Below are 26246 nucleotides of genomic sequence, written 5' to 3'. Positions count from 1 at the left end.
AACTCAAAATTTTCAATGCTATTATCTAAATAAGTTACACTGAAAAAGTGTAAATTTGTGCTTTCAAAAAACAACACAAAATACGAAATAATGATTCATTTCTTCGGAAACCAAAACAGCAAGGTATTTGCTGTTCAAGCAACAAAAGAATTATCAATTGAAACCATAGCTAAATTAACGTGGCTATTTGGCGACCAACCTAAACTAGAACAAGCATCTCTCGATGCTTTTTTTGTTGGTCCTCGTGCAGCAATGATTACACCTTGGAGTACCAATGCTGTTGAGATTACTCAAAATATGGGAATAAAAGGCATTATTCGTATTGAAGAGTTTGAAGCCTGCTCAAAAGATTTTAAAGGGTATGACCCAATGATTTCCGAAAAATATAACGGATTAAATCAAGAGTCGTTCACCATCGATATACAACCTGAAGACATATTAAACATTGAAGATATTTCTGCTTATAACCAACAAGAAGGTTTAGCTTTAAATGACGAAGAAATAGAATATCTTGAAGGTGTCTCCAAAAAAATAGGACGTCCTCTAACCGACTCAGAAGTTTTTGGATTTTCACAAGTGAATAGTGAACATTGTCGTCATAAAATTTTCAATGGCACCTTTGTGATTGACGGAGAAGAAAAATCTACATCACTTTTTAAAATGATTAAAGAGACGTCTAAGCAAAATCCAAACGATATTGTTTCGGCCTACAAAGATAATGTTGCTTTCATTAAAGGACCTAAAGTAGAACAGTTTGCTCCTAAGCGCGCAGATGTTCCTGATTTTTATGAAACCAAATCGTTTGAATCTGTTATTTCTCTTAAAGCTGAGACACATAATTTCCCTACAACCGTAGAACCTTTTAATGGTGCAGCTACAGGATCTGGTGGTGAAATCCGCGATCGACTTGCTGGAGGAAAAGGCTCATTACCCTTAGCTGGAACAGCTGTTTATATGACATCATATTCGCGTTTAGAAGAGAATCGTCCTTGGGAGCAAAAACTAGAAGCTAGACCTTGGCTCTATCAAACACCAATGGATATTTTGATTAAAGCGAGTAATGGTGCTTCAGATTTTGGAAACAAATTTGGGCAACCCCTTATTTGTGGTTCTGTACTTACTTTCGAACATGAAGAGGATGCCAGAAAGTTAGGTTTTGATAAAGTGATTATGCAAGCTGGTGGTATAGGCTACGGAAAATTAGACCAAGCTATTAAAGCCATACCTGAATCTGGTGACAAAATTGTAGTATTAGGTGGTGAAAATTATCGCATCGGAATGGGAGGTGCTGCTGTATCTAGTGCAGATACAGGAGAATTTTCTACAGGAATTGAACTTAATGCAGTACAACGTTCAAATCCTGAAATGCAAAAACGTGCAGCCAATGTGGTACGCGGTATGGTAGAAAGTGAAAACAACCATATCATTTCTATTCATGATCATGGTGCTGGTGGACACCTTAATTGCTTAAGTGAATTAATTGAAGACACAGGCGGATGTATAGACTTAGATAAATTACCTGTAGGTGATCCTACACTTTCTGATAAAGAAATTATTGGAAACGAATCTCAAGAACGCATGGGATTATTAATTGCTGAAAAACACTTAGATCATATCAGTAAAATTGCTGAACGTGAACGTTCTCCATTATATACCGTCGGAAATGTAACAGATGATAAACATTTTTGCTTTAAATCAGAAACTAAAGGTAATAAACCAATGGATTTAGCATTGGAAGATATGTTCGGTAGTTCTCCAAAAACGATAATGACTGATGTGTCTTTACATAGAACTTACAGCGATGTCGCTTATAATCCTGACGAGTTTTATAGTTACCTGGATCAAGTTTTACAGCTTGAAGCCGTCGCTTGTAAAGACTGGCTGACCAACAAAGTAGATCGTTGTGTAGGTGGAAAAGTTGCCAAGCAACAATGTACTGGACCATTACAACTACCATTAAATAATGTTGGTGTCATGGCTTTAGATTATAATGGAAAAGAAGGTATTGCCACATCAATTGGCCACTCGCCTATTTCGGGACTAATCAATCCAGAAGCGGGAAGTAGAAATAGCATTACCGAAGCATTAACCAATATTATTTGGGCTCCCTTAAAAGATGGTTTGAAAAGCGTCTCATTATCTGCCAACTGGATGTGGCCATGTAAAAATGAAGGTGAAGATGCGAGATTATACAAAGCTGTAAAAGCAATTTCAGAGTTTGCTATCGATTTAGGAATTAATGTTCCTACAGGAAAAGATTCATTATCGATGAAGCAAAAATATCCAAACGAGGAAGTAATCTCTCCAGGAACTGTTATTATTTCTGCGGCAGCGAATTGCAATACTATTAAAAATGTAGTTGAGCCTGTGTTTAATAAAAACGCTGGAGAAATCTATTACATTAATTTATCTCAAGACCATTTTAAATTGGGCGGAAGTTCTTTTGCCCAAATTTTAAATAAGATTGGAAATGATGTTCCAAATGTACAAGATGCCTTGTATGTAAAGACTGTTTTCAATACAATTCAACAATTAATTAAAGATCAGCAAATTGTAGCGGGACATGATGTGGCTTCTGGTGGTTTAATTACAACATTATTGGAATTATGTTTTGCCGACACCAATTTAGGAGCAGAATTAGACCTTACTGCTTTAGGGGAAAAAGATTCTCTTAAACTATTATTTGCTGAGAATTCTGGTATCGTATTTCAAGCTAAAGACCAGTCTATAGAACACATCCTTTCAGAAGCTAATATCGAATTTTTCAATATTGGAAAAGTTACTGATGCAGATGTTCTAGGTATTATAAATAATAATGAAGTATTTACAATGACCGTATCCAGATTACGAGATATGTGGTATAAGACTTCTTTCTTATTGGATCAAAAACAAACCGCAAATGACTTGGCCGAAGCACGTTTTAAAAACTATTCGAAGCAACCATTAACCTATACGTTTCCGAAGCAATTTACCGGACAGTTACCCATTATAGATGCAACCAAACCTAGACCTAAAGCGGCAATTCTTCGTGAAAAAGGAAGTAACTCAGAGCGTGAAATGGCTAATGCCATGTATTTGGCTGGCTTTGATGTTAAAGACGTCCATATGACCGATTTAATTTCTGGGCGCGAAACACTCGAAGATATTCAGTTTCTTGGTGCTGTTGGTGGTTTTTCTAACAGTGATGTTTTAGGATCTGCAAAAGGTTGGGCTGGAGCCATCAAATATAACGACAATGCAAATAAAGCCATTAAAAATTTCTTTGAAAGAGAAGACACACTGTCGGTTGGCATCTGTAATGGTTGTCAATTATTCATGGAATTAGAATTAATTAATCCTGAGCACGATACACATGGCAAAATGCTACACAACGATTCTAAAAAACATGAAAGTGCATTTACATCAGTTACTGTTCAAGAGAATAACTCTGTAATGCTATCCACTTTGAAAGATGCAACTTTGGGTGTCTGGATTAGTCATGGTGAAGGAAAATTTAATCTTCCTAATCGCGAGGAAGATTACAACATTGTTGCAAAATATGGCTACGATGCATATCCTTCAAATCCAAATGGATCAGATTATAATACGGCAATGATGTGTGATAAAACTGGACGTCATTTAGTGATGATGCCACATATTGAACGTTCGACATTTCAATGGAATTGGGCTCATTATCCAGAAAACAGGCAAGATGATGTATCGCCTTGGATTGAAGCGTTTGTAAATGCTAGAACATGGGTAGAAAACAAATAATTATAATTTAGATTTAAAATTTAGCCCATTGCTTTCTTAATTCAGATTAATGTATTACTTTACCTACAATTAATCCTGATCAATGACGCTGAATTATTATGAAAACAAAGTTCCTCATCTCATAGAGGAATATTACCAATTGTCTTTTTCTGAAGATGCTGTTCCATTTCAATCTACTGTATTACCTATCGGACTTACGCACTTGACGAACATTTTTTATGGCGATCAAAAAGCAGTTTTGAATACAAAGGAAATGCGTATTTCTGATATTACAATTAGCGGGCAATTTTTTAGATCTTACCAATTACATTGTTTATCTAAAGCCATGTCGTTTGGAGTTAGCTTTCATCCCACTGCACTATTCAAAATTTTAAACACAGACATTTCCAAATTACAGGATAAGCATATGTCGTTATTAGATTTTCATCCAGAATTATATTCTAAAATGAAACCTCTATTTGAGAATTTTTCTGATCCAGAAGATATGGTTAAACGTTTAGATGATTTCTTTTCTAAACTAGATCTCACAACAAATAAAACTACCAAAAGTATTGATATAGCTATAGATCTCATAAAAAACAAAGAAGGCCTTTTAAGTGTTCATAGCATTTTGGAGCATATTAATATGTCTCAAAAAACACTGGAAACTCAGTTCAAAAAAATTGTAGGGCTAACACCTGGAAAATATGTGAGACTGTACCGTTTTTTAAAACTAATGCGGAAATATGAAAATCAAGAGATTGCTATAAAGGATCTTATGTTTATGTTTGACTATTACGATCGGTCTCATTTTTCTAAAGATTTCAAGTTATTTATGAATGAAACTCCTAAATCCTATTTCAAAAAAGATTATCCATTATTAAAAGCAGTTTTTAAAAATAATTAGTTACGATTTTTTACACCATTATACTATTTATAAATTATAAATTTACTTTCTGAAATGTAAGTCAGTTTGTAAAATTAATAGTAAGGGTTTATTAGTTTTTAGTTATTTGTAGTAAAAAGACTTGACTATTTCATTTTAGTTAAAATTCAATAAATTAAGGAGTTGTGTCATTGCAGCTCCTTTTTTCATTTACACATTTGAAATTCACTTTTAATTTCATATTTTGCAATACTACAATCTTATCAAACATAATGACAGAAATAACAAGATTATTTGATTTTCCATACTATCAACTAGAGGTTCATAATTTAGATGCAGCATTAGCAACAAAATATGATGGAAAATGGATTAAAACATCGACAAAAGATTACTTAGATAAAGCTAATGCAGTAAGTAGGGCTTTACTAAAACTTGGGATTCAAAAAAATGATAAGATTGCTGTTATTTCAACAACAAATAGAACCGAATGGAATATTATGGATGTCGGAATCCTCCAAACTGGAGCTCAAAACATTCCAATTTACCCAACTATTTGTGCCGAAGATTATGAATATGTTCTCAATCATAGTGAATCTACATATTGCTTTGTTTCGGATATTGAAGTTTTAGAAAAAGTTAGAAAAGTCCAAGCAAATACGAAATTAAAAGATGTGTATTCTTTTGATCATATTGAAGGTTGTAAACATTATTCTGAACTTTTTGAACTTGGAAAAGACGAAAGCACACAACCTGATGTTGAAGCTAGAAAAGATAATGTCGACCCTCACGATCTTGCCACTATAATATATACCTCTGGTACTACAGGAAAACCTAAAGGTGTCATGCTTACTCACCACAACATTACGAGTAATGCATTAGATGCTTCTGAACGATTACCAATAACTAGCGGTAGTCAAACACGAGTACTTAGCTTTTTACCGATATGCCATATTTTTGAACGTGTTCTTATTTATATCTATCAATATGCTGGTACTACAATATATTTTGCTGAAGGTATTGACAAAATTGGCGATAACGCTAAAGAGATAAAACCCAATTTAATGAGTGTAGTTCCACGACTACTTGAAAAAGTTTTCGATAAGATCATGCTAAAAGGAGAAGATCTTTCAGGAATTAAGAAAGGCTTATTCTTTTGGGCTGTGAAATTAGGTGAACAATGGGAACCTTATGGTAAAAATGGGGCTTGGTACGAGTTTAAACTTAAGATTGCTAGTAAATTAATTTTTAGTAAGTGGCGAGCAGCATTAGGCGGCGAATTATCTACTATGGTATCGGGAAGTGCACCGCTACAACCAAGATTATCTAGAATTTTTTCTGCTGCAGGAATGAAAGTCATGCAAGGTTATGGTTTAACTGAAACATCTCCCGTAGTTTCTGTAGAAATGTATGCCAATAATTTATTTAAGATAGGAACTGTAGGAAAAGTGATTAAAAACGTAGAAGTTAAAATTGCTGAAGATGGAGAAATTTTAATCAAAGGTCCTAATGTTATGAAAGGATACTACAAAGACCCAGACAAAACAGCTAGCGTTATGACTGGTGATTACTTTCATACAGGTGACAAAGGCGAAATAGATCAAGACGGGTTTTTAAAGATTACAGGGCGTAAAAAAGAGATGTTTAAAACCTCTGGTGGAAAATATGTGATTCCGCCACTCCTAGAAAACGACATGAAGCAATCGCTTTTCATTGAACAAATAATGGTTGTTGGTGAAAGTGAAAAAATGCCTGCGGCAATTATACAACCAAATTTTGATTTTATTCGAGATTGGATAGATCACAAAGACCATAAAATTGGGACATCAGATGAGGAGATTGCAACCTCAGATATTGTCATCAAACGCATTCAAAAGGAAATCAATAAGTATAATAAAAACTTCGGAAAATGGGAACAGATCAAACGTTTCGAACTCACTCCCGATGTTTGGTCTATAGATGGAGGGCATTTAACACCTACAATGAAAATGAAACGTGATGTTATAAAAGGAATCTATCAAGACCTTTATGATAAAATATACAGACAATAGCCTGTTTTTAAAGGGTTACAACCATTATTACTACTTTATTAGACCGTTTTTCAACCTTATAAACTTGAGACGGAAGTGCTTTAGATATACATTTGCGGTATTAATCTAAAAAACGAATATTATGAAATTTTCAAAATCTATTACAGTAATCATCTTCACACTTTTCTTAAGTTTTGGAGCTCTAGCACAAACAGAATTTAAAACGACTAGAAATCTTGGATTTAAGGCGTCTTCTAAAACTCAAAGCGTCAATATCAAACTCTCTGAAAATACAACTGCATTGCAACTTTTTATTAATTGTGCAGTAAAAAAAGGGAGCGTTTCTATTGTGATTTATGACCCTTCAGATGAAAAACAAGGCGAATTTTCAGTAGAAAGTATAGAGTCAGAGGATGACGGATCTTTATTCAGCATGCTCAAAGATGGGGTTACTGGTCAAATCAATAAATACATAAACAAACCACAAAAAGGAAACTGGAAAATTGTTTTTATTCCGATAAATGCTACTGGTCGTGTAGAAATTCAATCTTCACAACAAATGTAAACTTGTATATTAATGCTTAAAACCAGCCTATTAAAGCACACATCTCTTATATTTATAATTTGCTCTTGTTTATTATGTTCATCACAAAGTGAACAAGAGCATTATACTATTAAAGGTTCTATTCAATTAGATTCTACTTGGAGCAAGAAAGTCTATTTATCATTGATTCCGTCGTTTAATAAAATGTTTACGATGTCTAACTCCATGATTGTGTCTGTTGCAGATATTGATACTAATGGTAACTTTAAATTTGACACGTCATTTTTACCTGAGAAAGAACATTTATATCGAGTTCATATTGCAAAAAAGAACGCACCTCCAGCTTCTCTTATTATTGGTGGAAAAGATGAAAACCATATGTTTCTTATCACCAAAAAAAGCTCTAATATCTATGTAAGCAAAAACAAAAGTCAGACGCCTTTTTATCTCGCTGAAATTGAAGGAGATCTGCCAAATTTTGCGCTTTCTGAAATTAATAAAATAGCACGCTTTGTTGATAGTACAAGTGTCGAAGAGACCTATCTTAAGCGTGAATTCATTACTAAGGGAATTAATGAAAAACTTCGATTTGTTGCCGACACCTCTTCTAATGCATTAGTATCGCTCTATGCTCTTTATAAAAGTAAGTATGAAACTAACTATGACATTAATAAACAGTTTTATACCGACTACCTTATAAAATGGGAAGGAAATTCATCAACCTATTTTAAAGAGTTTAGAAACAGTTTACCGCTTCCAAAAGAAGAAAAGTCTTATATGAATATTTCTATTGGCTTGGTCTGTTTTCTTGGTGGAATAGTATTGAGTTATTATCTTTTCGTGGTTAGAAAGTCAAATAAACTACGATCATTAAGTGTTCAAGAACGAAAAATTTTCTCACTAATAAAAGACGGAAAATCAAATAAGGAGATTTCCGACGAATTGAATATTGGTTTAAGCACTGTTAAGTCGCACGCAAGTAATATCTACGCTAAACTTGGCATTAAATCAAGAAAAGAAATTTTAGATATTAACGTATAGACTTTTCATATCATTTTGAATACGTATTCAAGATACTATGCATGCATAATTTTTTCACAATTACTATGCGTGCATAGTATTTTTTAGTATATTTGGATTCCAAAATTCAAATTATGAAGGATAAAACGATTGACTATGTACTTAGAACCACTTGGTTAGCGGTCAATAAGATGTATAATGAAGAAGCATCTCAATTTGACACCACGATGGCCACAGGTTTCGCTTTACTAAGTATTGATCCTGAAAATGGGACACCTTCCACTTCTCTTGGCCCAAAAATGGGAATGGAAGCTACGAGTTTATCACGCACACTTAAAACCATGGAAGAAAAAGGGTTAATTACAAGAAAACCTAATCCTGAAGATGGTCGTGGTGTCTTAATTCACCTCACAGAATTTGGTAGAGAAAAGAGAGCTTATTCAAGAGAAAAAGTACTCACATTTAACGAAACAATTAGAGATAATGTTTCGGAAGAAGAGCTAGCCAATTTTTATAAAGTGGCTGAAGTCATTAATAATATGATTTCCAACAAACAGATATACAACCAAAAAGAACACATTTTAAAATAAGATGAGTAAACGTAGAATTAAAAAAATTGCCATTATTGGTTCGGGAATTATGGGAAGCGGTATCGCTTGTCATTTTGCTAATATTGGTGTTGATGTCTTACTATTAGACATCGTTCCTAGAGAACTAAATGATAAAGAAAAAGCTAAAGGCTTAACTTTAGAAGATAAGGTCGTAAGAAATAGATTGGTTAATGATGCCTTAACTGCTTCAATAAAATCAAAACCTGCACCTCTTTATCATCCATCTTTTAAAAATAGAATCACTACTGGAAACCTAGAAGATGATATTGCAAAAGTAAAAGATGTAGATTGGATTATGGAAGTTGTTGTTGAGCGTTTAGATATCAAACAGCAAGTGTTTGAAAAACTAGAGCAACATAGAACACCTGGAACATTAATTACATCAAATACATCAGGTATTCCTATTAAATTTATGAGTGAAGGACGAAGCGATGATTTCCAAAAGCATTTTTGTGGAACACACTTCTTTAATCCTGCACGATACTTAAAATTATTTGAAATCATTCCAGGACCTAAAACAGATGCATCCGTTTTAGATTTTTTAAATGGCTATGGTGAACAATTCCTTGGAAAGACATCAGTTGTTGCCAAAGACACACCAGCATTTATTGGAAATAGAATTGGAATCTTTAGTATCATGAGTCTATTTCATGCAGTAAAAGATTTAGATCTCACTATCGAAGACGTAGATAAATTATCAGGCCCTGTAATAGGTCGTCCAAAATCGGCAACCTTCCGTACTGTTGATGTTGTTGGTTTAGACACCTTAGTTCATGTAGCCAATGGGATTAGAGAAAACTGTCCAAATGACGAACGTCATGAATTGTTCCAATTGCCAGATTTCATCAACACTATGATGGAAAATAAATGGTTAGGTAGTAAAACGAAACAAGGTTTCTATAAAAAAAATGTATCTGCTGAAGGTAAAAAAGAAATATTATCTCTAGACCTTAATACATTAGAATACCGTTCTGCTCAAAAAGCAAAATTTGCCACTTTAGAGCTAACAAAATCTATCGATAAGGTTGTTGACCGTTTTAAAGTATTAGTCAAAGGAAAAGATAAAGCTGGTGAATTTTACCGTAAAAGCTTTGCTGCATTATTTGCCTATGTGTCAAATCGTATTCCTGAAATTACAGATGATCTATATAAAATAGATGATGCCATGAAAGCTGGGTTTGGATGGGAACATGGACCTTTTCAAATTTGGGATGCTATTGGTGTAGAAAAGGGAATTGAGATCATGAAAGCCGAAGGACTAGAACCTAATGCTTGGGTAAATGACATGTTAGCTTCGGGAAGTACATCATTCTACAGTGTTAAAGCTGGTGCCACTTATGCATATGACATTCCGAAAAAATCTCAAGAAAAAATTCCTGGTCAAGATAGCTTTATCATTTTAGACAATATTAGAGCATCTAATGAAGTGTTTAAAAACTCAGGTGTTGTTGTTGAAGATCTAGGTGATGGTATTCTTAATGTAGAATTCCAATCTAAAATGAATACGATTGGTGGTGATGTTTTAGCTGGATTAAATAAAGCTATAGATCTAGCCGAAAAAGATTTTGCTGGTTTAGTGGTAGGAAATCAAGCGGCTAATTTTTCAGTTGGCGCCAACATTGGAATGATTTTCATGATGGCAGCCGAGCAAGAATATGACGAATTGAATATGGCTATCAAATATTTCCAAGATACCATGATGCGTATGCGCTACTCCTCTATTCCAACCATTTCTGCTCCTCATGGCATGACATTAGGTGGTGGATGTGAGTTATCAATGCACGCAGATAAAGTTGTTGCAGCCGCTGAAACTTATATCGGACTTGTAGAGTTTGGTGTTGGTGTTATTCCTGGCGGTGGAGGCTCTAAAGAAATGGCTTTAAGAGCTCAAGACACATTTAGAAAAGGTGATGTTGAGCTAAATGTACTACAAGAATATTTCTTGACTATTGGTATGGCTAAAGTTGCAACCTCAGCTTATGAAGCATTTGATTTAGGTGTACTTCAAAAAGGAAAAGATATCGTCGTTGTTAATAAGGATAGACAAATTGCGACTGCAAAAGCTCACGCTAAGTTACTCGCTGATGCTGGTTATACACAACCTGTAAAACGCAAGGATATAAAAGTACTTGGAAAACAAGCCTTAGGTATGTTCTTGGTAGGAACAGATGCTATGGAAGCGAGTCACTACATTAGTGAACACGACCAAAAAATAGCTAATAAATTAGCATACGTGATGGCTGGTGGAGATCTATCTGAACCAACGTTGGTTACAGAACAATATTTATTGGATTTAGAACGTGAAGCATTCCTTTCATTATGTACTGAACGTAAAACCTTAGAACGAATCCAACACATGTTAACCAAAGGAAAACCTTTAAGAAACTAAGACAATGAAACAAGCATATATAGTAAAAGCATATAGAACAGCAGTTGGTAAAGCACCAAAAGGCGTGTTCCGTTTTAAAAGAGCCGATGAGTTAGGTGCTGAAACCATTCAGCATATGATGAAAGAATTACCTAATCTAGATGTCTCAAGAATTGATGATGTTATTGTAGGTAATGCAATGCCTGAAGGTTCACAAGGTCTAAACATGGCTCGATTTATTTCTTTAATTGGATTAAACAGTGTCGATGTACCTGGTGTAACTGTGAACCGTTTTTGTTCTTCAGGAATTGAAACTATTGGTATTGCAACAGCTAAGATCCAAGCTGGAATGGCAGATTGTATTATTGCTGGAGGATCAGAAAGTATGAGTTCTGTTCCTATGACTGGATTCAAACCAGAATTAAATTATGATACTGTTAAAGCTGGCCATGAAGAATATTATTGGGGAATGGGAAATACAGCAGAGGCTGTTGCTAATCAATTTAAAGTATCTCGTGAAGATCAAGATGAGTTTGCATACAACTCTCATATGAAAGCATTACGAGCACAAGCCGAAAATCGTTTTCAAGATCAAATCGTTCCTATTACAGTTGATCAAACTTATATTGATGAGAATGGAAAAAAAGCAACAAAGTCTTACACTGTAACTAAAGATGAAGGTCCGAGAAAAGGAACCAATAAAGAAGCCTTAGCCAAACTAAGAGCAGTTTTTGCTGCTGGAGGAAGTGTAACGGCAGGTAACTCATCTCAAATGAGTGATGGTGCTGCCTTTGTTATGGTGATGAGTGAGGATATGGTTAAAGAATTAAATATTGAACCTATTGCACGTTTAGTAAACTATGCTGCTGCTGGAGTAGAACCTCGTATCATGGGAATTGGCCCTGTAAAAGCCATCCCAAAAGCATTGAAACAAGCAGGATTACAACAATCAGATTTAGAATTAATCGAGCTCAACGAAGCCTTTGCTTCGCAATCATTAGCAGTTATTAGAGAATTAGATTTAAATCCAGACATTATTAATGTTAATGGAGGTGCAATCGCTCTAGGGCATCCACTTGGGTGCACAGGTGCCAAACTATCGGTACAGTTATTTGATGAAATGCGTAAGCGCGACATGAAAGGAAAATATGGTGCCGTAACCATGTGTGTGGGAACAGGTCAAGGCGCCTGTGGTATCTTCGAATTTTTAAACTAACAGAAAGAACAAAACAAAAATATAGCAATGGAAACAACAGAAAAAGATATCTTAAGAGGAGGCCAATTTTTGGTAAAAGAAACCAAATGTGAGGATGTATTTACACCTGAAGATTTTTCAGAAGAACAAAAAATGATGAAAGAAGCGGTTATGGAGTTTAATGACCGCGAAATTATAGCACATAAGGCACGTTTTGAAGCAAAAGATTATGCCTTAACTGAAGAATGCATGGTAAAAGCTGGGCAACTCGGGTTTTTAGGTGTTGCTGTTCCTGAAGCTTATGGTGGATTGGGAATGGGGTTTGTATCTACGTGCTTAACCTGTGACTATATTTCTAGTGGTACAGGTTCTTTTAGTACAGCCTTTGGTGCACATACTGGAATTGGAACAATGCCAATTACACTCTATGGAACAGAAGAACAAAAGCAAAAATATGTACCAAAATTAGCTTCTGGTGAATGGTTTGGTGCTTACTGTTTAACCGAACCTGGAGCTGGATCTGATGCCAACTCTGGTAAAACGACAGCCGAATTATCAGCAGATGGTAAATCCTATAAAATCAACGGACAAAAAATGTGGATATCAAACGCAGGTTTTTGTAGTGTTATGATTGTATTTGCACGTATAGAAGATGATAAAAATATTACCGGATTTATTGTTGAATATGATGGAGAAAAACCTAATGGAATTACTTTAGGAGAAGAAGAACATAAATTAGGTATTCGTGCAAGTTCTACACGTCAAGTATTTTTTAATGATACTGTTGTTCCTGTAGAAAACATGTTAGCTGGTCGTGGTGAAGGATTTAAAATTGCTATGAATGCATTAAATGTTGGTCGTATTAAATTAGCTGCTGCTTGTTTAGATTCACAACGACGCATTCTTACAACTGCAGTAAACTATGCCAACGAACGTAAGCAGTTTAAAACACCTATTGCAGATTTTGGAGCCATCAAAACAAAACTTGCACAAATGGCAACTAGTGCTTATGCTGGAGAATCTGCAACATATAGAGCTGCAAAAAACATTGAAGATCGTATCGCCATTCGTGAAGCCTCAGGAAATACACATCAAGAAGCAGAATTGAAAGGCGTTGAAGAATATGCTATTGAATGTTCTATCTTAAAAGTTGCTGTTTCTGAAGATGTTCAAAATTGCGCCGATGAAGGTATCCAAATCTTTGGTGGAATGGGATTCTCTGAAGAAACACCAATGGAAGCAGCCTGGAGAGATGCTCGTATTGCACGTATCTATGAAGGAACAAACGAAATTAACCGTATGCTCTCAGTTGGAATGCTTGTGAAGAAAGCTATGCGTGGTCATGTTGACCTTTTAGGTCCAGCAATGAAAGTACAGGAAGAATTAATGGGGATTCCTTCGTTTGAAACTCCTGATTATTCTGAGTTGTTTTCTGAAGAAAAAGCAATGATCGCCAAACTTAAAAAAGTATTCTTAATGGTTGCTGGTGCTGCTGTTCAAAAATTCGGACAAGATTTAGAAGAGCATCAACAGTTATTAATTGCAGCTGCTGATATCTTAATCGAAATCTATATGGCTGAGTCTACGATTTTAAGAACCGAGAAAAATGCGAAACGCTTTGGTGAAGCCGCTCAAAAAGTACAAATTGCCATGTCTAAATTATACTTATACAATGCCGTAAGTATTGTAGAAGGAAAAGGAAAAGAAAGTATTATTTCATTTGCAGAAGGAGATGAACAACGTATGATGTTAATGGGACTTAAACGTTTTACAAAGTACCAAAACTATCCAGACATTGTAGACTTACGCAATGAAATTGCAGAAAAAGTTAAAGCAGAAAACAAATACTGTTTTTAAAGATTTTTTTTTTAGTTTGAGATGTCGACTTAAGTACATTATGAACGATAACATGGAGTTCTGTGCTTAATTAGACAATTAATGTTAGCAAAATTGAGACTAATTCAAATTTTCTAAACATGGAGAGCCAATCCACTTGTGGGATTGGCTTTTTTTCAATTGTTATTTATTAAAACTAATTACGCCCTCTAATATCTTCTAAACTTTTATAAATTGATTTAGCTATAATTTTTTGATGGTTTTTATCAGTTAAGATTGCTCTGTCTCTTTCATTAGTAATGAAACCGAGTTCTAATAGTACAGCTGGACAATTACTATTTTTAAGTATATAAAAGCTTGCTTGCTTTACAACACCTCGATCAGAAAATGATTTCAATTGATTTTTGATCAAGATTTCACTGTAGTCATATGATTTTTTCTCATATTCATTTTTAGAATAATAAAAAGCTTCGACACCATTTTCCGACTTATCCTTATAGCCATTACAGTGAAGGCTGATCAATAAATCTGGCTTTTGAGCATTAATAAACTTGACTCTATCATTTAAAGACAAGAACTTATCCTCATCTCTTAACGTAATGATCTTGATATCCTCATTACTATATTGTGCCAAAGCATTAGAAATATTTAGAACAATATCCTTTTCATTTAAATGTCCTTTTTCGTTTAATTGTCCTGGATCACTACCACCATGTGCGGCATCTATAACAACAACTATAGGCTTTTTTAAATCTTTAAATGAACTAAGCATAAAAATTCCAGAAAATAAAAGTAAAGCAGTTGTAACCTTTAATGTACGTTTGAAAACTGATGATTTTGATTGATGTAACATAATAATTCTGTTTTTGATTTGAATGAAATTAAATCCGCTAGTAAAAGGAACGCGGTATTCCGTAGGATTAGACCCAATGATGAGTTGAGAATATGTGTCGATATCTATACCCGACTTTATAGTAAAATGATCGGCTATAAATTCATGATTTTGTGTAATCGCCTTTTTATACAACCAAACAAAAGGATTAAACCACAATACACATAAGACAAACTCTATAAAGAGCACATCTAAACTATGCCAATGATTACAATGGACAACCTCATGTTGAATCATAGAATTTGAATAATAGTCATCCTCTAGACTGTCTGAATTGATAAACAAATAATTAAAAAAACTTGAGGGATTTTTACTTTCATTTCCTTCTATTAATTTAAGATTAGCATGGCGTACATGATCTTGTCTTGTAAGTGTAATGATACTCACTAGATTTTTTATGAATCTAAATACAAAGCATAACGAAATAGCTAAATACACATACCAAATCATATCATATATTGTATGGTCTGGTTTTTTAATTTCAGATACGGTCACACCATTCATAGCTTGATGAGCAATCGCATTATTTTCTGAATGCTGTATGGATAGCTCTGTGATGCTTGGTACTGTATCTAATATCTCAATTTCCATTAGTGGTGCTAACAAGCATAATATTAAAGTTATAAGCAGATAAGCACGATTAAACTGAAAGGTCTTTTGCTGTTTTAGAACAAAATGGTACACCAAAAAGGAACCGCCTAAACTCACCAATGTATAGAATAAGTAGTCGATCATTTATTTCTTTTTTTGATTAATTTTTTGCTGTAATAACTCTTGCAATTCCTCTAATTCTGTTACAGATAAATCTGCATTTTTTGTAAAGAATGATGCAAACTGAGATTTTGAATCATTAAAAAAATGCTGAATCATACCATTGACCTGCTTAGAGAAATAATCATTTTTCTTTAAAATTGGATAATACTGTTTGTCTCTTCCTAAACGCTCAAAACCAATATAACCTTTATCGCACATACGCTTTAAAAGAGTAGAAATAGTAGTATATGCAGGTCTAGGCGCTGGGAATTGTTCAACGATATCTTTCATGAATCCCTTTTTTAAAATCCATAGATATTTCATGATTTGTAATTCCGATTTATTTAACTGTTTTATATCCACAATTATAGTTTTAATACTACAAATGTAGTAATAAAATTTGATTGTACAAGTTTTTTATAAAATGCCTATCAAAACTTTTATATCTTTATGCTAAATCATTACTCATGAAATCTTTAGTTACTCTACTCCTATTTCTAACAACCTTAGCATTATATTCTCAAGCGAATACCGAAGTTTTTCTATTCGATTTAGAAGCGAATAGTTCAAAAATTGAAATAAAAAATGCCAAGAATTTATCAAATAATGAAGGCTACGATAATCAGCCTTCATTTCTAAATGATCGCTACATTTTATTTGCTTCGACTAGAAATGGTCAAACCGATATTGCCAAATATGATATGCGCTATGATTCTAAATCTTGGCTCAATTTCACAGAAGGTGGTGAATACACACCACTTAAAATTCCAAATAAAAATGAAGTCTCTGCAGTACGTTTAGATAAAGATGGTAAACAACGCCTCTATGCATACAATATGAGTAATGGTGATTCTAATGAACTCATCCAAGATCTAGTAGTTGCTTATTACACCTGGTATGATGAACAAACTATCGTATCAGCAGTTATCGAAGAGGACAATTTAAATTTATATACGACAAACTTAGAAGAAGGTAAAAGTCGAAAATATCAATTAAATGTTGGACGTTCATTTCATAAGATTCCAAATTCAAACCTAGTGAGTTACATTTCCAAAGACAATGAAAACCAATGGCAAATAAAGTCATTAAATCCAATTTCTGGTGCCACAAAAGTGATTGCTAATACGATGACAGGTGTTGAAGATATTTGTTGGTTAGATAGTAAAACCATTCTTTCTGGAAAAGATAGTGTATTGTATAAATTAACTTTACAAAAAGATAATAACTGGAAAAAAGTTGCCGATTTAACTGCAAACGGCATTACTAAAATTACACGTTTGGCTGTAAATCCTGAAGGCACGAAGCTATTAATCGCTGGAGATATTACTAACACCACTGTAACAGATACAAAAACTACTGAAGAAACAACACAAACTCAAACCAACGAATCTGAAGAGTCTACAACTGAAAGTAACACCGCAACCTCTAAGGTCGAAGCCATTGTTCAAAGAAATTTGGAAGCCTACAATGCAAGAGATATTGATGCGTTTATGGCTGACTATGCAGATGATATAAAACTTTACAATTATCCAAACACCTTAAGTACAGAAGGAAAAGAAGCAATGCGAAAAGGTTATAAAGACTGGTTTGATCGCGTTCCAGATTTAAGGGCTTATATAAAAAAACGTATTGTGATTGGTAACAAAGTTATTGACGAAGAACAAGTCACAGCTAATGGACAAGTTTTTAATGCGGTAGCAATTTATGAAGTTGAAAATGGAAAGATTGTTAAAGTGACTTTTATTCAATAACACGATCAATTGATCTATATTTGAGCAAAAATGTCCACATTATGCATCTTACAAACGTTATAGTAATAAGGTGTTTAATTAAAAGATTTAAAATGAAATACATATTTATACTCGTTTTTTGCATTAGCTTTTTAGGGTTTTCTCAAACTGTAACAAAAGCTACAACAGACTCTCTTGCTCCAAAGCTTGAAAACATCAAATGGATTTCAGGCAATTGGAAAGGTGAAGCCTTTGGTGGCCAAACAGAAGAAAATTGGAGTGAACCCTCTGGAGGTTCTATGATGGCTACTTTTAAATTGATTAATGATGGAAAGGTATCTTTCTATGAAATTGAAATCATTAGAGAAGTAGAAAATTCATTGGTTCTTCAGTTAAAACATTTTGATAATGATCTCAAAGGATGGGAAACCAAAAATGAAACTGTTGATTTTCCATTAAAAAAAATCACACCAACTCAAGTGATTTTTGAAGGTATGAGTTTTGAAAAAGTAAGCGATACCGAAATGAACGTCTATGTCGACATTAAAAATGATAAAGGAGAAGTTGAGATCGTAAAATTTAATTATAAGAAAAGTCGATGAGAAAGGTTTCGTGTTTAGTAGTTCTCATTGTAATTGTATTTAGCTGTAAGCAAAATTCAAACAAGGCAACCAATAGCGTTACAATGAAACCAGAACATCAACTTTTAAACATCAAAAAATCCAAAACCAATATCGTATTAGATGGTAAGGCTGATGAAAATGCTTGGGAGAATGCAAATTGGTATCCCATTGATCAATTATGGTTGGGCTCCTCATATTCTGAAAACGACTTTTCTGGTCGTTACAAACTCACTTGGACCAATGAGGCACTTTATCTCTTAGCCGAAATAACAGATGATGTCCTTTTAGATAAAGAACCAGACCCTCTCAAAGCATGGTGGGACGATGACTGTTTAGAGATTTTTATTGACGAAAACAATAGTGGCGGAGATCATCAATTTACTCACAATGCCTTTGCGTATCATATTGCACTAGATGGAAATGTTGTGGATATGTCTACTTCGGAAAAAGGCAAACTCTATAATTCGCATATAGAATCCAAAAGAGAAACTAAAGGAGATATCTCTATATGGGAAGTTAAAATATTATTGTACGATGACACCTATACTGATGATGGTGTTCATACATCTATTACCTTAAAACCCAATAAAAAAGTTGGCTTTGCATTAGCATACTGTGATAATGACACTAGTGCAAATCGTGAGAATTTTATTGGATCTATCGCTGTCGAAGGTGACGATAAAAACCGAGGTTGGATAGATGCAGATATTTTCGGAACTTTATTACTCACAAAATAAAAGCAACTAAAAATACTATGAAACGATTAATAACCCTAGCGTTTTTAACCTATTGTACATTTACATTCGCGCAAACCAGCCCAAATATTTACGACATTATTGATGCGGTTTCCGAAGAACGTCTAAGACAGGATGTTAAAACTCTTGCCGATTTTGGTACTCGTAACACCTTTAGTGACACCATTAGTGACACAAGAGGTATTGGTGCTGCAAGACGATGGATAAAGAATGAATTTGAAACCATTTCAAAAGGTTGTAATAACTGCCTGAATGTATTTTACCAAAAAGATTTTGTCACCAAAGAAGGTAATCGTCGTGTACCAAAAGATGCTTGGGTGGTTAATGTGGTTGCCATTCAAAAAGGGACCAAATATCCTAACCGTTACGTTATTATGAGTGGCGATATCGACTCACGTGCTAGTAACACTATGGATTTCACTACAGATGCTCCAGGTGCTAATGACAACGCTTCTGGGATGGCTGGAGCTATTGAAGCTGCCCGCGTGTTATCTAAATATCAATTTGAAAGTAGTATCGTTTATGTAGGTCTATCTGGTGAAGAACAGGGTTTATTTGGTGGTGCTGGATTAGCAGCCTATGCCAAAGAGCAAGGTTGGGACATTATTGGTGTTTTAAATAATGATATGATTGGTAATATTGAAGGTGTAGATGGCGTAATTGATAATCGAACATTCCGAATTTTTTCTGAACCTATTACCACTGCCGAAACAGATCCTGAGATATTAGCACGTCAAGCACGAGGTCGTCGTTTTTTTGGTGGTGAAGTTGATGGTACTTCGCGTCAGCTAGCGCGTTATGTACATAATACTGTAAAAACATACATGCCAGAGATGAATCCTATGATGGTTTATCGACTAGACCGTTTTGGTCGTGGTGGACATCACAGACCTTTTAATGATCTCGGTTATCCTGGTATTAGAATTATGGAAGCCCATGAAAATTATACCCAGCAACATCAAGATATTCGCACCGAAAATGGTGTTGCTTATGGCGATACGTTTGAGCATGTAAATTTTGGGTATGCTAAAAAATTGACTGCTGTAAATGCTATCAATATGGCAAGCTTAGCTTGGGCACCTCCTGCTCCATCAACTGTTGAAATCGGCGGAATTGTAGAAGCCTCGGTAAAACTAAAATGGAATGCCGTTGATGGTGCCAAAGGTTATAAGATCTACTGGAGAGATACCACATCTCCAACTTGGGATCATAGCAGATATGTAGGTAATGTCACCGAGTTTACTTTGGATGGCATCGTTATAGATAATTTTTACTTTGGCGTTGCTGCTGTTGATGCTGATGGTTTTGAAAGCGTTGTTGTGTTTCCTAATAAGATCATGAGATAAAATAATAGATATTTTAATACTGTATGATATACAAAAAGGCTACCCATTAGGATAGCCTTTTTGATGACTTAAAATAAAAAAACTAACTAATTAACTAAAATCTTTTTCGAGTTAATACCGTTTTCAGCTTTTACAATCACAACATAAGCACCAGTTGTCATTGTATTAGTGTTTATACTTAATTCGTTATTTGCGTTTGAAGCATTCGATCTGTGAACAGATTGTCCAAGGATAGAGTATACTTCAACAGTATCTATTTTTAAATTTGCATTGTTTAATATCTTAATTTGATCTGCAGATGTATCAAACATTATATCTAATGATTTATCTGCATCAAAATCTGTCGTACTTAATGTCTCTGGTTGCATGAATACAATTTCAAAACGGTTTAAGTAAAGACCAGCTGGAAGATTAACTTCGTATGCACCATCCTTAATACTGTGATATATACCTGTTTGAATATCGTGAACAAAAATCTTCATTGCGTTTGGAATATTTTCCAATTTGTTAATTGAAATTGTGTTTATTCCACTTGTATTTGTGTGAATGCCTAAAGCAATTACAGTCTCTTCGTTAATTTCACCAATAGCTTGGTTAATATATTTTCCTTGATCAATTAACCAATACATATCATCAGATTGTATATTGTCAATTGCAGTGTCATAATCTGCATCGTATCCTTCTGTTGCATTTTCATCTTCTACAACTAATATTTCTCTTTCGTAAGTTCCAGCAGAATTAAGTTGTAAACCTATTTTCTTTCTTAGGTCTGGATCGTTAGGCGTATTAGCAAATACAAAATTTGAACACATTAATGCAATACAAAAAAGTAAAGCAGATACTCTTGTTGTTTTTGAAATTTGAAAATTTGTAATCGTTTTCATAATAGTAGGTTTTTAATGATGCCTTACATCATTGCTTAGTTAAATTCTCTTGTTTTTTTATTAAATGTTGTGCGCGAACTAAATTGACATTTAGTATTTACACATTGAGGGAGAATACTTCGCTATTACGAAAAGTATTTTGGATTAATTTGAAATTGAAAGAAATATTATGAAAGTCAAATAGGTATTTTATTTCATAGGCTTGGGGCCAAATATTTAATTGTATGTAACACACAATTTCAATAACAGTTCAAATATAGAACGGCAATATGAGGTGCTGTGAAATACTCGTTTAGATGCATAAAATACTCGTTATAATGATTGAAATTGCATAAAATATCGATTAAGTGACATTTATTTAACAACATATAAATGATTGAATATCAGAATACATAGCTTAAAAATCATCGAAATTTCGCACATAACGAACATAGTATTCAGTAAAAACAAAAAGACCACCAAAAAAGGTGATCTTTAAGTTGACATAAAATTCAAAAAACTATCTAATTAACTATAACTTTTGTTGAGAAACCTCCAGTTTCGGTTTCGACTTTTACAATATAAGCTCCAGCACTTAATGTACCTGTTTTTATTTTAATTTCACTTTCATTTACAAAATCATCTGATGCATATACAGACTGACCAAGAATGGTAAACAGTTCTATGCTATCAATAATTAAATGTTTAGGGTTTAGTACAGAAATAACATCAGCTTCGCCATCATAAATAACCTGTATGGTATCATCATCTAACTCTGCTGTTTCAACTCCTAATGTATCTTGATTATTAAACACAAGCTCAAAACGACTCAAATGTATACCCGAAGATAAGGTTACCTCATAGTCTCCTTCTTTTAAATTATGATACAATCCAAGTTCGATATCATGTAAAAAGATATCCATATCCTCAGGTATGTTTTCCAATTTATCAATCGAAATTGTATTAGATCCAGTATCGTTAACGTTAACCCCTAAAGGGAGAACTGTTTCAATGGTCATACTATTAATACCTTGAATCACATATTTACCTTCAGCTATTAACCAATACATATCATCTGCTTGGATATCATATAATTCAGCATCGTATCCCCAATCATAATCCATAGTAGCATTCTCATCGGCAGTTACCAATATCTTTCTTGTATAGGTTCCAGAAGAATTAAATTTTAATCCAATCTTCATTCTTAAGCCACCTTCAGTCTCTGGCTCAGTTTCAGTTTCACTATCTTCGGAAATCTGATTAGGTGCGGCATTACGCATAAATGTTGAAGCGCTTGTGGCTTCACTCATAAATACGCGCTGACTATTTTTAAATCTAATCGTTCCAGTATTTTCACCAACGACAAAGAACCCTTGTCCAACTGGAATATATCGCCCAGGTAATTTAGTACCTATTAAATTACTTTGATCTACATCTTCATCAGCAGTACCATAAGCTGCTGCCGGAACAGCTCCTGCTAAATTATAGGTTGCATAACCGCCTTGATATTCGGCTAAAATATGAGATCCTCCACCCCAATGTTCCCAAAAATAGATCGTACCTGTTGTATTCCCTGCACCTTCAATTGTTGGTGCATTATCTAGAATAAAGGCATGTGCATCAATAGCAGAAGCATAAGGATTACCAACTAGATAATCGTTTCCTGCACTAATTGGCAATGTGATATCTCCATTATTTGGTTTTCCGTTAAGAACATAATTTTGCTCTTGTGATACATTACCAGAAGTATTGGCAACACCTTTCATTGTGAAACCTTCACCTGGTTTTAAAGTTCCTGTACTTCTTACATGCTGCCATGCAGAATAGTTATCGTCTGGTTGATTTGCAAATTTCCATACCCAGTAATCTGCAATACCAATTGGTGATCCAGACGTACCATCGTATGAATTTGTAATAAAGTTTATGCTTAATGGTGATGAAGAGTTTGTTCCGTCTCTAAATACACTAGTCAAAGAATAGTTGGTATTATTAGCTGTCGTACTCGACACACCCACTGGTGATGACCAATAATTATAGGTAAACATATCTCTAGTTCCTTGCTGATCTTTTTCCACAGACCCAGAACTTGCAACTTCCAAGTCACTAGCTTCAGATTGAATTAATTGTGATTCACCTTGTAAGTCAATATCACCATTTAATCTTAAATAATGAGTTACTGTTAAACCATATCCAGTATTTGTCGAATTATTTCCATCGACTGTAATTTTATTTGAATTCACAACCAAAGCTAGAAATGATCTATTTTTTGAAGTAATAGAAGCATTATCCATTGTTAAATTATGAGATGTTTCGACAATATTCCAATCTACTGAAATGGCAGCGTTAGATATAGATGTCGCTCCAGGAATTGTTTGCCCTGAACCATTCACCCAAGAAGAACTTGATTCCCAGCTTCCATTTTGTGTAGACTTGTAAGGTAATGGAGCCGTTTGAGTATCAATAGCACTATTAGGTGTATTGTATAATCTACCATTTAGTGTGGTTTGTGATGATTTATTAAATAAGCAATTTCCTCTTAAATGTGAAAACGGAAAATAACCTTTTAAGTTTGTCCATGGTATGGCAGAAATATCATTTTTTGTAGGTGTAATCCCTTGTGATATAAAATATGAACCTGCTACATTACTACCAGATTGTTCAACTTCTTGATTCATTATAAATCGCAATTGGTCCTCAGACAGTTCAACATCCCATATCCTAACTTCGTCAATATCTCCATTAAAAAAACGACCAGGTGTTTCTCCAGAAGCTCCAATCATAAAAGACGATGTAGATGCAGCTGGAGCCGGCTTAACACCAGAACCATCAGCAACACCATCTACATAAAGCGTCCCTTTAGTTCCGTTATACGTAAATGCTAAATGATGCCACTCTCCAGTTGGAATAACAACCGACGAAATAAGATATTGCAAACTTGAGGTAGCATCTCTCCATGTCACCTGAAATTTTCCATTGTTAGCAATTTTAAAATCATAGCCTTCGGCATTATTACTTGTCCTCTTAGAGATGATAGATCTGTTTGTGCCACTTGTTCTTTTTACCCAAGCAGACATTGTAAAACTACCAGTATTTAAATCGTAGTTATCGCCAAGGTCAACATAGTTAGACACACCATCAAAATTGAAATGATATGAATCATTCATTTCTACTAATTTCGCTAAGGTGAAATAGTCGCCATCTTCTAAATTCAATCCAGTAAAGCTTACGGTTTTAGTCGTGGCATTATATGTTCCAGTAATATTTTTATAATTAGTTAGGTCACTATTGCTTGAAATAATCAATTCTAGATCTGTACTACCAGATATACTCCATTGACTTAAATCAAAATCCAATCTAATAGTACCAACATCATTAGAACTTTCTCTAGCTTTCCAAATTCTACCAATGGTAGAAGATACTCTCTCAGGAACTACTGAAGATTGCAACTGAATTGCTGCTCCATTATTTCCAACCAATAAATAATCTCTATCATTAGAAATAGAATTAGATTCATCTTCTATAGTTAATACTGAGGTTTCCTTAGTTATTTCTGCAACATGAACACTCTTAGATTTTAATTGTAATAAACCAGAGTCATCATCTCTTGCTATACCAAAAACATTATATCCAAATCCGGAGTTATCCGATCCAGTCCAAGCATAAGTTCCATTAGAAAGCACATAATCATTACTAGTTCCAGAATATCCAAAAGTAGTTGTATGGTTTGGTGAGTTTTCCCATCTGTAGTATTCATCATTATAGCCAAGAGTAATGCCATACTTAATGGCCATATAAGTTTCAACCTTTTGTCTTTCAGCTGCTGTTAATGCTCTGTCATAAACAATGATTTCGGCAACTCTTCCTTGTAATAAATTACCAATATCTGTATTGCTATTATTTCTTCTTCCACCAATGATAACATCTTTATCTGTGGTTTCTCCAGTACCAAAACCAGCATCACCATCTGTGTAAGTTGTTAATGGATCGAGGTATCCGTTTACATATTTCTTTATTTTCCCTGATGCTTCATTAGGATCATTTGCTAGTGAGGCTCCACTAATATCAACAACTAAAGATGAAATTTTTGGATCATTTCTAGCATGTGTAATTCCGTAGTTAATTCCACTATTGGGATCTGATTGGCTGGTTCCTGAAGTTCTTCCTAGTGTATAATGCACTACACGATCTCTATCTCCTAACCATAATTGATAACTTCTACTACTCCCAGTTGCTCTTGATAATATTGTTCCTGCACCACTTTGATCGGTTAAAAAAGCCGCAAAGATTGACATACTTGAAGGATTTGTTATGGCAGCATCAGGAGATGGTGTTATATCTAAACCTGTTCCTGCGATAGAAGCTGTTGCTATTTTCATATACTCTCCACCACTTCTTGTAAATCGTAGTGCTGGATTAAAATTAATAGCATCTGTTATATAGGTAGGACCGTTAGTTGATCCCTTTACAATACTAAACGCGTTTGAAGAATTATCTCCCCAAGTATTCACACGTTGATTATTTGTAGTTGTACTTGTTGAAGCATCTGCCTTCATCCATAGTTGTAATTGTGTACTCACATTACCAGGTGAAGTTGAGATGACAACAGAAGTTTCTGGAGCTTCATATGCTTGTTCACTCACCACTTGTCCAAATACAGTAATGGTATTGAACAAAAAGAAGATAATTAAAATACATAATTTGGTAATAGCGGGTCTACCAAAATTCTTAATAGCTTTCATACATAATAATTTTTAAGGTGCATTGCACCATAGTAAATCCCTTATTTTTAGTTTAATTAGGTTATGCAGTGTTAACTATAGCTAACACATAGCACTATGAGGGAAATACTTTCTAGCTATGAAAAGTATTTTGGATTAATTAGATATTGAATAAATATTATGAAAGTGTATTACCAATTTGGGTATTACGACATGTATCAAAACGATCCTAAAATTATCTGCTGAACAGACTTGGAAAGAAAAGAACATAACGCTGTAGTATGAACTACATTAAATAGGTATTTTTGTTTCATAGGCTTGGGGCCAAATATTTAAAAGTGATATAA

The 26246-nt window shown here is 34.2% G+C and carries 17 protein-coding genes; 13 read left to right on the top strand and 4 right to left on the bottom strand.

Going from position 1 to position 26246, the window contains the following annotated elements; genetic code table 11:
* Positions 1 to 90 precede the first annotated feature (90 nt).
* The 9 genes from purL to KWG70_RS11870 all read left to right on the top strand — a co-directional run bounded on the left by purL (position 91) and on the right by KWG70_RS11870 (position 14240).
* Positions 91 to 3753: a phosphoribosylformylglycinamidine synthase gene (purL, locus tag KWG70_RS11910; RefSeq protein ID WP_230936261.1), complete on the top strand. Its 3663-nt coding sequence runs from the start codon at positions 91 to 93 to the stop codon at positions 3751 to 3753.
* An 82-nt stretch (positions 3754 to 3835) separates the two neighbouring features.
* The gene (locus KWG70_RS11905; RefSeq protein WP_230936260.1) at positions 3836 to 4639 is read left to right on the top strand and encodes a helix-turn-helix domain-containing protein; all 804 of its coding nucleotides are present in this window, start codon (positions 3836 to 3838) and stop codon (positions 4637 to 4639) included.
* 251 nt (positions 4640 to 4890) lie between these two features.
* The gene (locus KWG70_RS11900) at positions 4891 to 6666 is read left to right on the top strand and encodes an AMP-dependent synthetase/ligase (protein ID WP_230936259.1); all 1776 of its coding nucleotides are present in this window, start codon (positions 4891 to 4893) and stop codon (positions 6664 to 6666) included.
* Between the two features lie 121 nt (positions 6667 to 6787).
* On the top strand, positions 6788 to 7210 hold the full coding sequence (locus KWG70_RS11895; RefSeq protein ID WP_230936258.1) for a hypothetical protein: 423 nt from the start codon (positions 6788 to 6790) through the stop codon (positions 7208 to 7210).
* A gap of 12 nt (positions 7211 to 7222) precedes the next feature.
* Positions 7223 to 8230: a helix-turn-helix domain-containing protein gene (locus KWG70_RS11890; RefSeq protein ID WP_230936257.1), complete on the top strand. Its 1008-nt coding sequence runs from the start codon at positions 7223 to 7225 to the stop codon at positions 8228 to 8230.
* A gap of 113 nt (positions 8231 to 8343) precedes the next feature.
* Positions 8344 to 8799: a MarR family winged helix-turn-helix transcriptional regulator gene (locus KWG70_RS11885; RefSeq protein WP_230936256.1), complete on the top strand. Its 456-nt coding sequence runs from the start codon at positions 8344 to 8346 to the stop codon at positions 8797 to 8799.
* A gap of 1 nt (position 8800) precedes the next feature.
* Positions 8801 to 11209, top strand: a complete 2409-nt coding sequence (locus tag KWG70_RS11880; RefSeq protein ID WP_230936255.1) for a 3-hydroxyacyl-CoA dehydrogenase/enoyl-CoA hydratase family protein — start codon at positions 8801 to 8803, stop codon at positions 11207 to 11209.
* Between the two features lie 4 nt (positions 11210 to 11213).
* A complete protein-coding gene (locus KWG70_RS11875; RefSeq protein WP_230936254.1) occupies positions 11214 to 12404 on the top strand; it encodes an acetyl-CoA C-acyltransferase in 1191 nt (396 codons plus the stop codon).
* Positions 12405 to 12431: 27 nt separating this feature from the next.
* Positions 12432 to 14240, top strand: coding sequence for an acyl-CoA dehydrogenase family protein (locus KWG70_RS11870; RefSeq protein ID WP_230936253.1), 1809 nt, complete (start codon positions 12432 to 12434; stop codon positions 14238 to 14240).
* 175 nt (positions 14241 to 14415) lie between these two features.
* Here the strand turns inward: KWG70_RS11870 and KWG70_RS11865 are convergent, their stop codons facing one another.
* On the bottom strand, positions 14416 to 15846 hold the full coding sequence (locus tag KWG70_RS11865) for an N-acetylmuramoyl-L-alanine amidase (protein ID WP_230936252.1): 1431 nt from the start codon (positions 15844 to 15846) through the stop codon (positions 14416 to 14418).
* On the bottom strand, positions 15847 to 16227 hold the full coding sequence (locus KWG70_RS11860) for a BlaI/MecI/CopY family transcriptional regulator (protein WP_298758576.1): 381 nt from the start codon (positions 16225 to 16227) through the stop codon (positions 15847 to 15849). It abuts the gene before it with no gap.
* A 104-nt stretch (positions 16228 to 16331) separates the two neighbouring features.
* Here KWG70_RS11860 and KWG70_RS11855 point away from each other — a divergent pair, with 104 nt between their 5' ends.
* The 4 genes from KWG70_RS11855 (at position 16332) to KWG70_RS11840 (ending at position 20318) form a co-directional block, all read left to right on the top strand.
* Entirely contained in the window at positions 16332 to 17615 is a 1284-nt protein-coding gene (locus KWG70_RS11855; RefSeq protein WP_230936250.1) for a nuclear transport factor 2 family protein, read from the top strand.
* A gap of 92 nt (positions 17616 to 17707) precedes the next feature.
* Complete coding sequence (locus tag KWG70_RS11850; RefSeq protein WP_230936249.1) at positions 17708 to 18196, top strand: DUF6265 family protein; 489 nt, start codon at positions 17708 to 17710, stop codon at positions 18194 to 18196.
* Between the two features lie 83 nt (positions 18197 to 18279).
* Positions 18280 to 18954 carry a CBM9 family sugar-binding protein gene (locus KWG70_RS11845; protein WP_230936248.1) on the top strand — a complete coding sequence of 225 codons (675 nt, stop codon included), beginning with the start codon at positions 18280 to 18282 and terminating at the stop codon, positions 18952 to 18954.
* A 17-nt stretch (positions 18955 to 18971) separates the two neighbouring features.
* Complete coding sequence (locus KWG70_RS11840; RefSeq protein WP_230936247.1) at positions 18972 to 20318, top strand: M28 family peptidase; 1347 nt, start codon at positions 18972 to 18974, stop codon at positions 20316 to 20318.
* A gap of 86 nt (positions 20319 to 20404) precedes the next feature.
* Here the strand turns inward: KWG70_RS11840 and KWG70_RS11835 are convergent, their stop codons facing one another.
* Both KWG70_RS11835 and KWG70_RS11830 read right to left on the bottom strand, forming a co-directional pair.
* Positions 20405 to 21202 (bottom strand): T9SS type A sorting domain-containing protein, encoded by a 798-nt coding sequence (locus tag KWG70_RS11835; protein WP_230936246.1) that lies wholly within the window; start codon positions 21200 to 21202, stop codon positions 20405 to 20407.
* A 503-nt stretch (positions 21203 to 21705) separates the two neighbouring features.
* Positions 21706 to 25920, bottom strand: coding sequence for a LamG-like jellyroll fold domain-containing protein (locus KWG70_RS11830; RefSeq protein ID WP_230936245.1), 4215 nt, complete (start codon positions 25918 to 25920; stop codon positions 21706 to 21708).
* Positions 25921 to 26246: the final 326 nt, after the last annotated feature.

The sequence above is a fragment of the Psychroserpens luteolus genome (assembly GCF_021032705.1).
GTDB classification, from domain to species: domain Bacteria; phylum Bacteroidota; class Bacteroidia; order Flavobacteriales; family Flavobacteriaceae; genus Psychroserpens; species Psychroserpens luteolus.
Note: the sequence above shows the minus strand (reverse complement) of the source record. Positions and strands in the feature narration are given on the sequence as shown.

Excerpts from the sequence above, each read along its gene's own strand:
- purL (WP_230936261.1), top strand. The coding sequence starts at position 91 with ATGATTCATTTCTTCGGAAACCAAAACAGCAAGGTATTTGCTGTTCAA.
- KWG70_RS11905 (WP_230936260.1), top strand. The coding sequence starts at position 3,836 with ATGACGCTGAATTATTATGAAAACAAAGTTCCTCATCTCATAGAGGAA.
- KWG70_RS11900 (WP_230936259.1), top strand. The coding sequence starts at position 4,891 with ATGACAGAAATAACAAGATTATTTGATTTTCCATACTATCAACTAGAG.
- KWG70_RS11895 (WP_230936258.1), top strand. The coding sequence starts at position 6,788 with ATGAAATTTTCAAAATCTATTACAGTAATCATCTTCACACTTTTCTTA.
- KWG70_RS11890 (WP_230936257.1), top strand. The coding sequence starts at position 7,223 with ATGCTTAAAACCAGCCTATTAAAGCACACATCTCTTATATTTATAATT.
- KWG70_RS11885 (WP_230936256.1), top strand. The coding sequence starts at position 8,344 with ATGAAGGATAAAACGATTGACTATGTACTTAGAACCACTTGGTTAGCG.
- KWG70_RS11880 (WP_230936255.1), top strand. The coding sequence starts at position 8,801 with ATGAGTAAACGTAGAATTAAAAAAATTGCCATTATTGGTTCGGGAATT.
- KWG70_RS11875 (WP_230936254.1), top strand. The coding sequence starts at position 11,214 with ATGAAACAAGCATATATAGTAAAAGCATATAGAACAGCAGTTGGTAAA.
- KWG70_RS11870 (WP_230936253.1), top strand. The coding sequence starts at position 12,432 with ATGGAAACAACAGAAAAAGATATCTTAAGAGGAGGCCAATTTTTGGTA.
- KWG70_RS11865 (WP_230936252.1), bottom strand. The coding sequence starts at position 15,846 with ATGATCGACTACTTATTCTATACATTGGTGAGTTTAGGCGGTTCCTTT.
- KWG70_RS11855 (WP_230936250.1), top strand. The coding sequence starts at position 16,332 with ATGAAATCTTTAGTTACTCTACTCCTATTTCTAACAACCTTAGCATTA.
- KWG70_RS11850 (WP_230936249.1), top strand. The coding sequence starts at position 17,708 with ATGAAATACATATTTATACTCGTTTTTTGCATTAGCTTTTTAGGGTTT.
- KWG70_RS11845 (WP_230936248.1), top strand. The coding sequence starts at position 18,280 with ATGAAACCAGAACATCAACTTTTAAACATCAAAAAATCCAAAACCAAT.
- KWG70_RS11840 (WP_230936247.1), top strand. The coding sequence starts at position 18,972 with ATGAAACGATTAATAACCCTAGCGTTTTTAACCTATTGTACATTTACA.
- KWG70_RS11835 (WP_230936246.1), bottom strand. The coding sequence starts at position 21,202 with ATGAAAACGATTACAAATTTTCAAATTTCAAAAACAACAAGAGTATCT.
- KWG70_RS11830 (WP_230936245.1), bottom strand. The coding sequence starts at position 25,920 with ATGAAAGCTATTAAGAATTTTGGTAGACCCGCTATTACCAAATTATGT.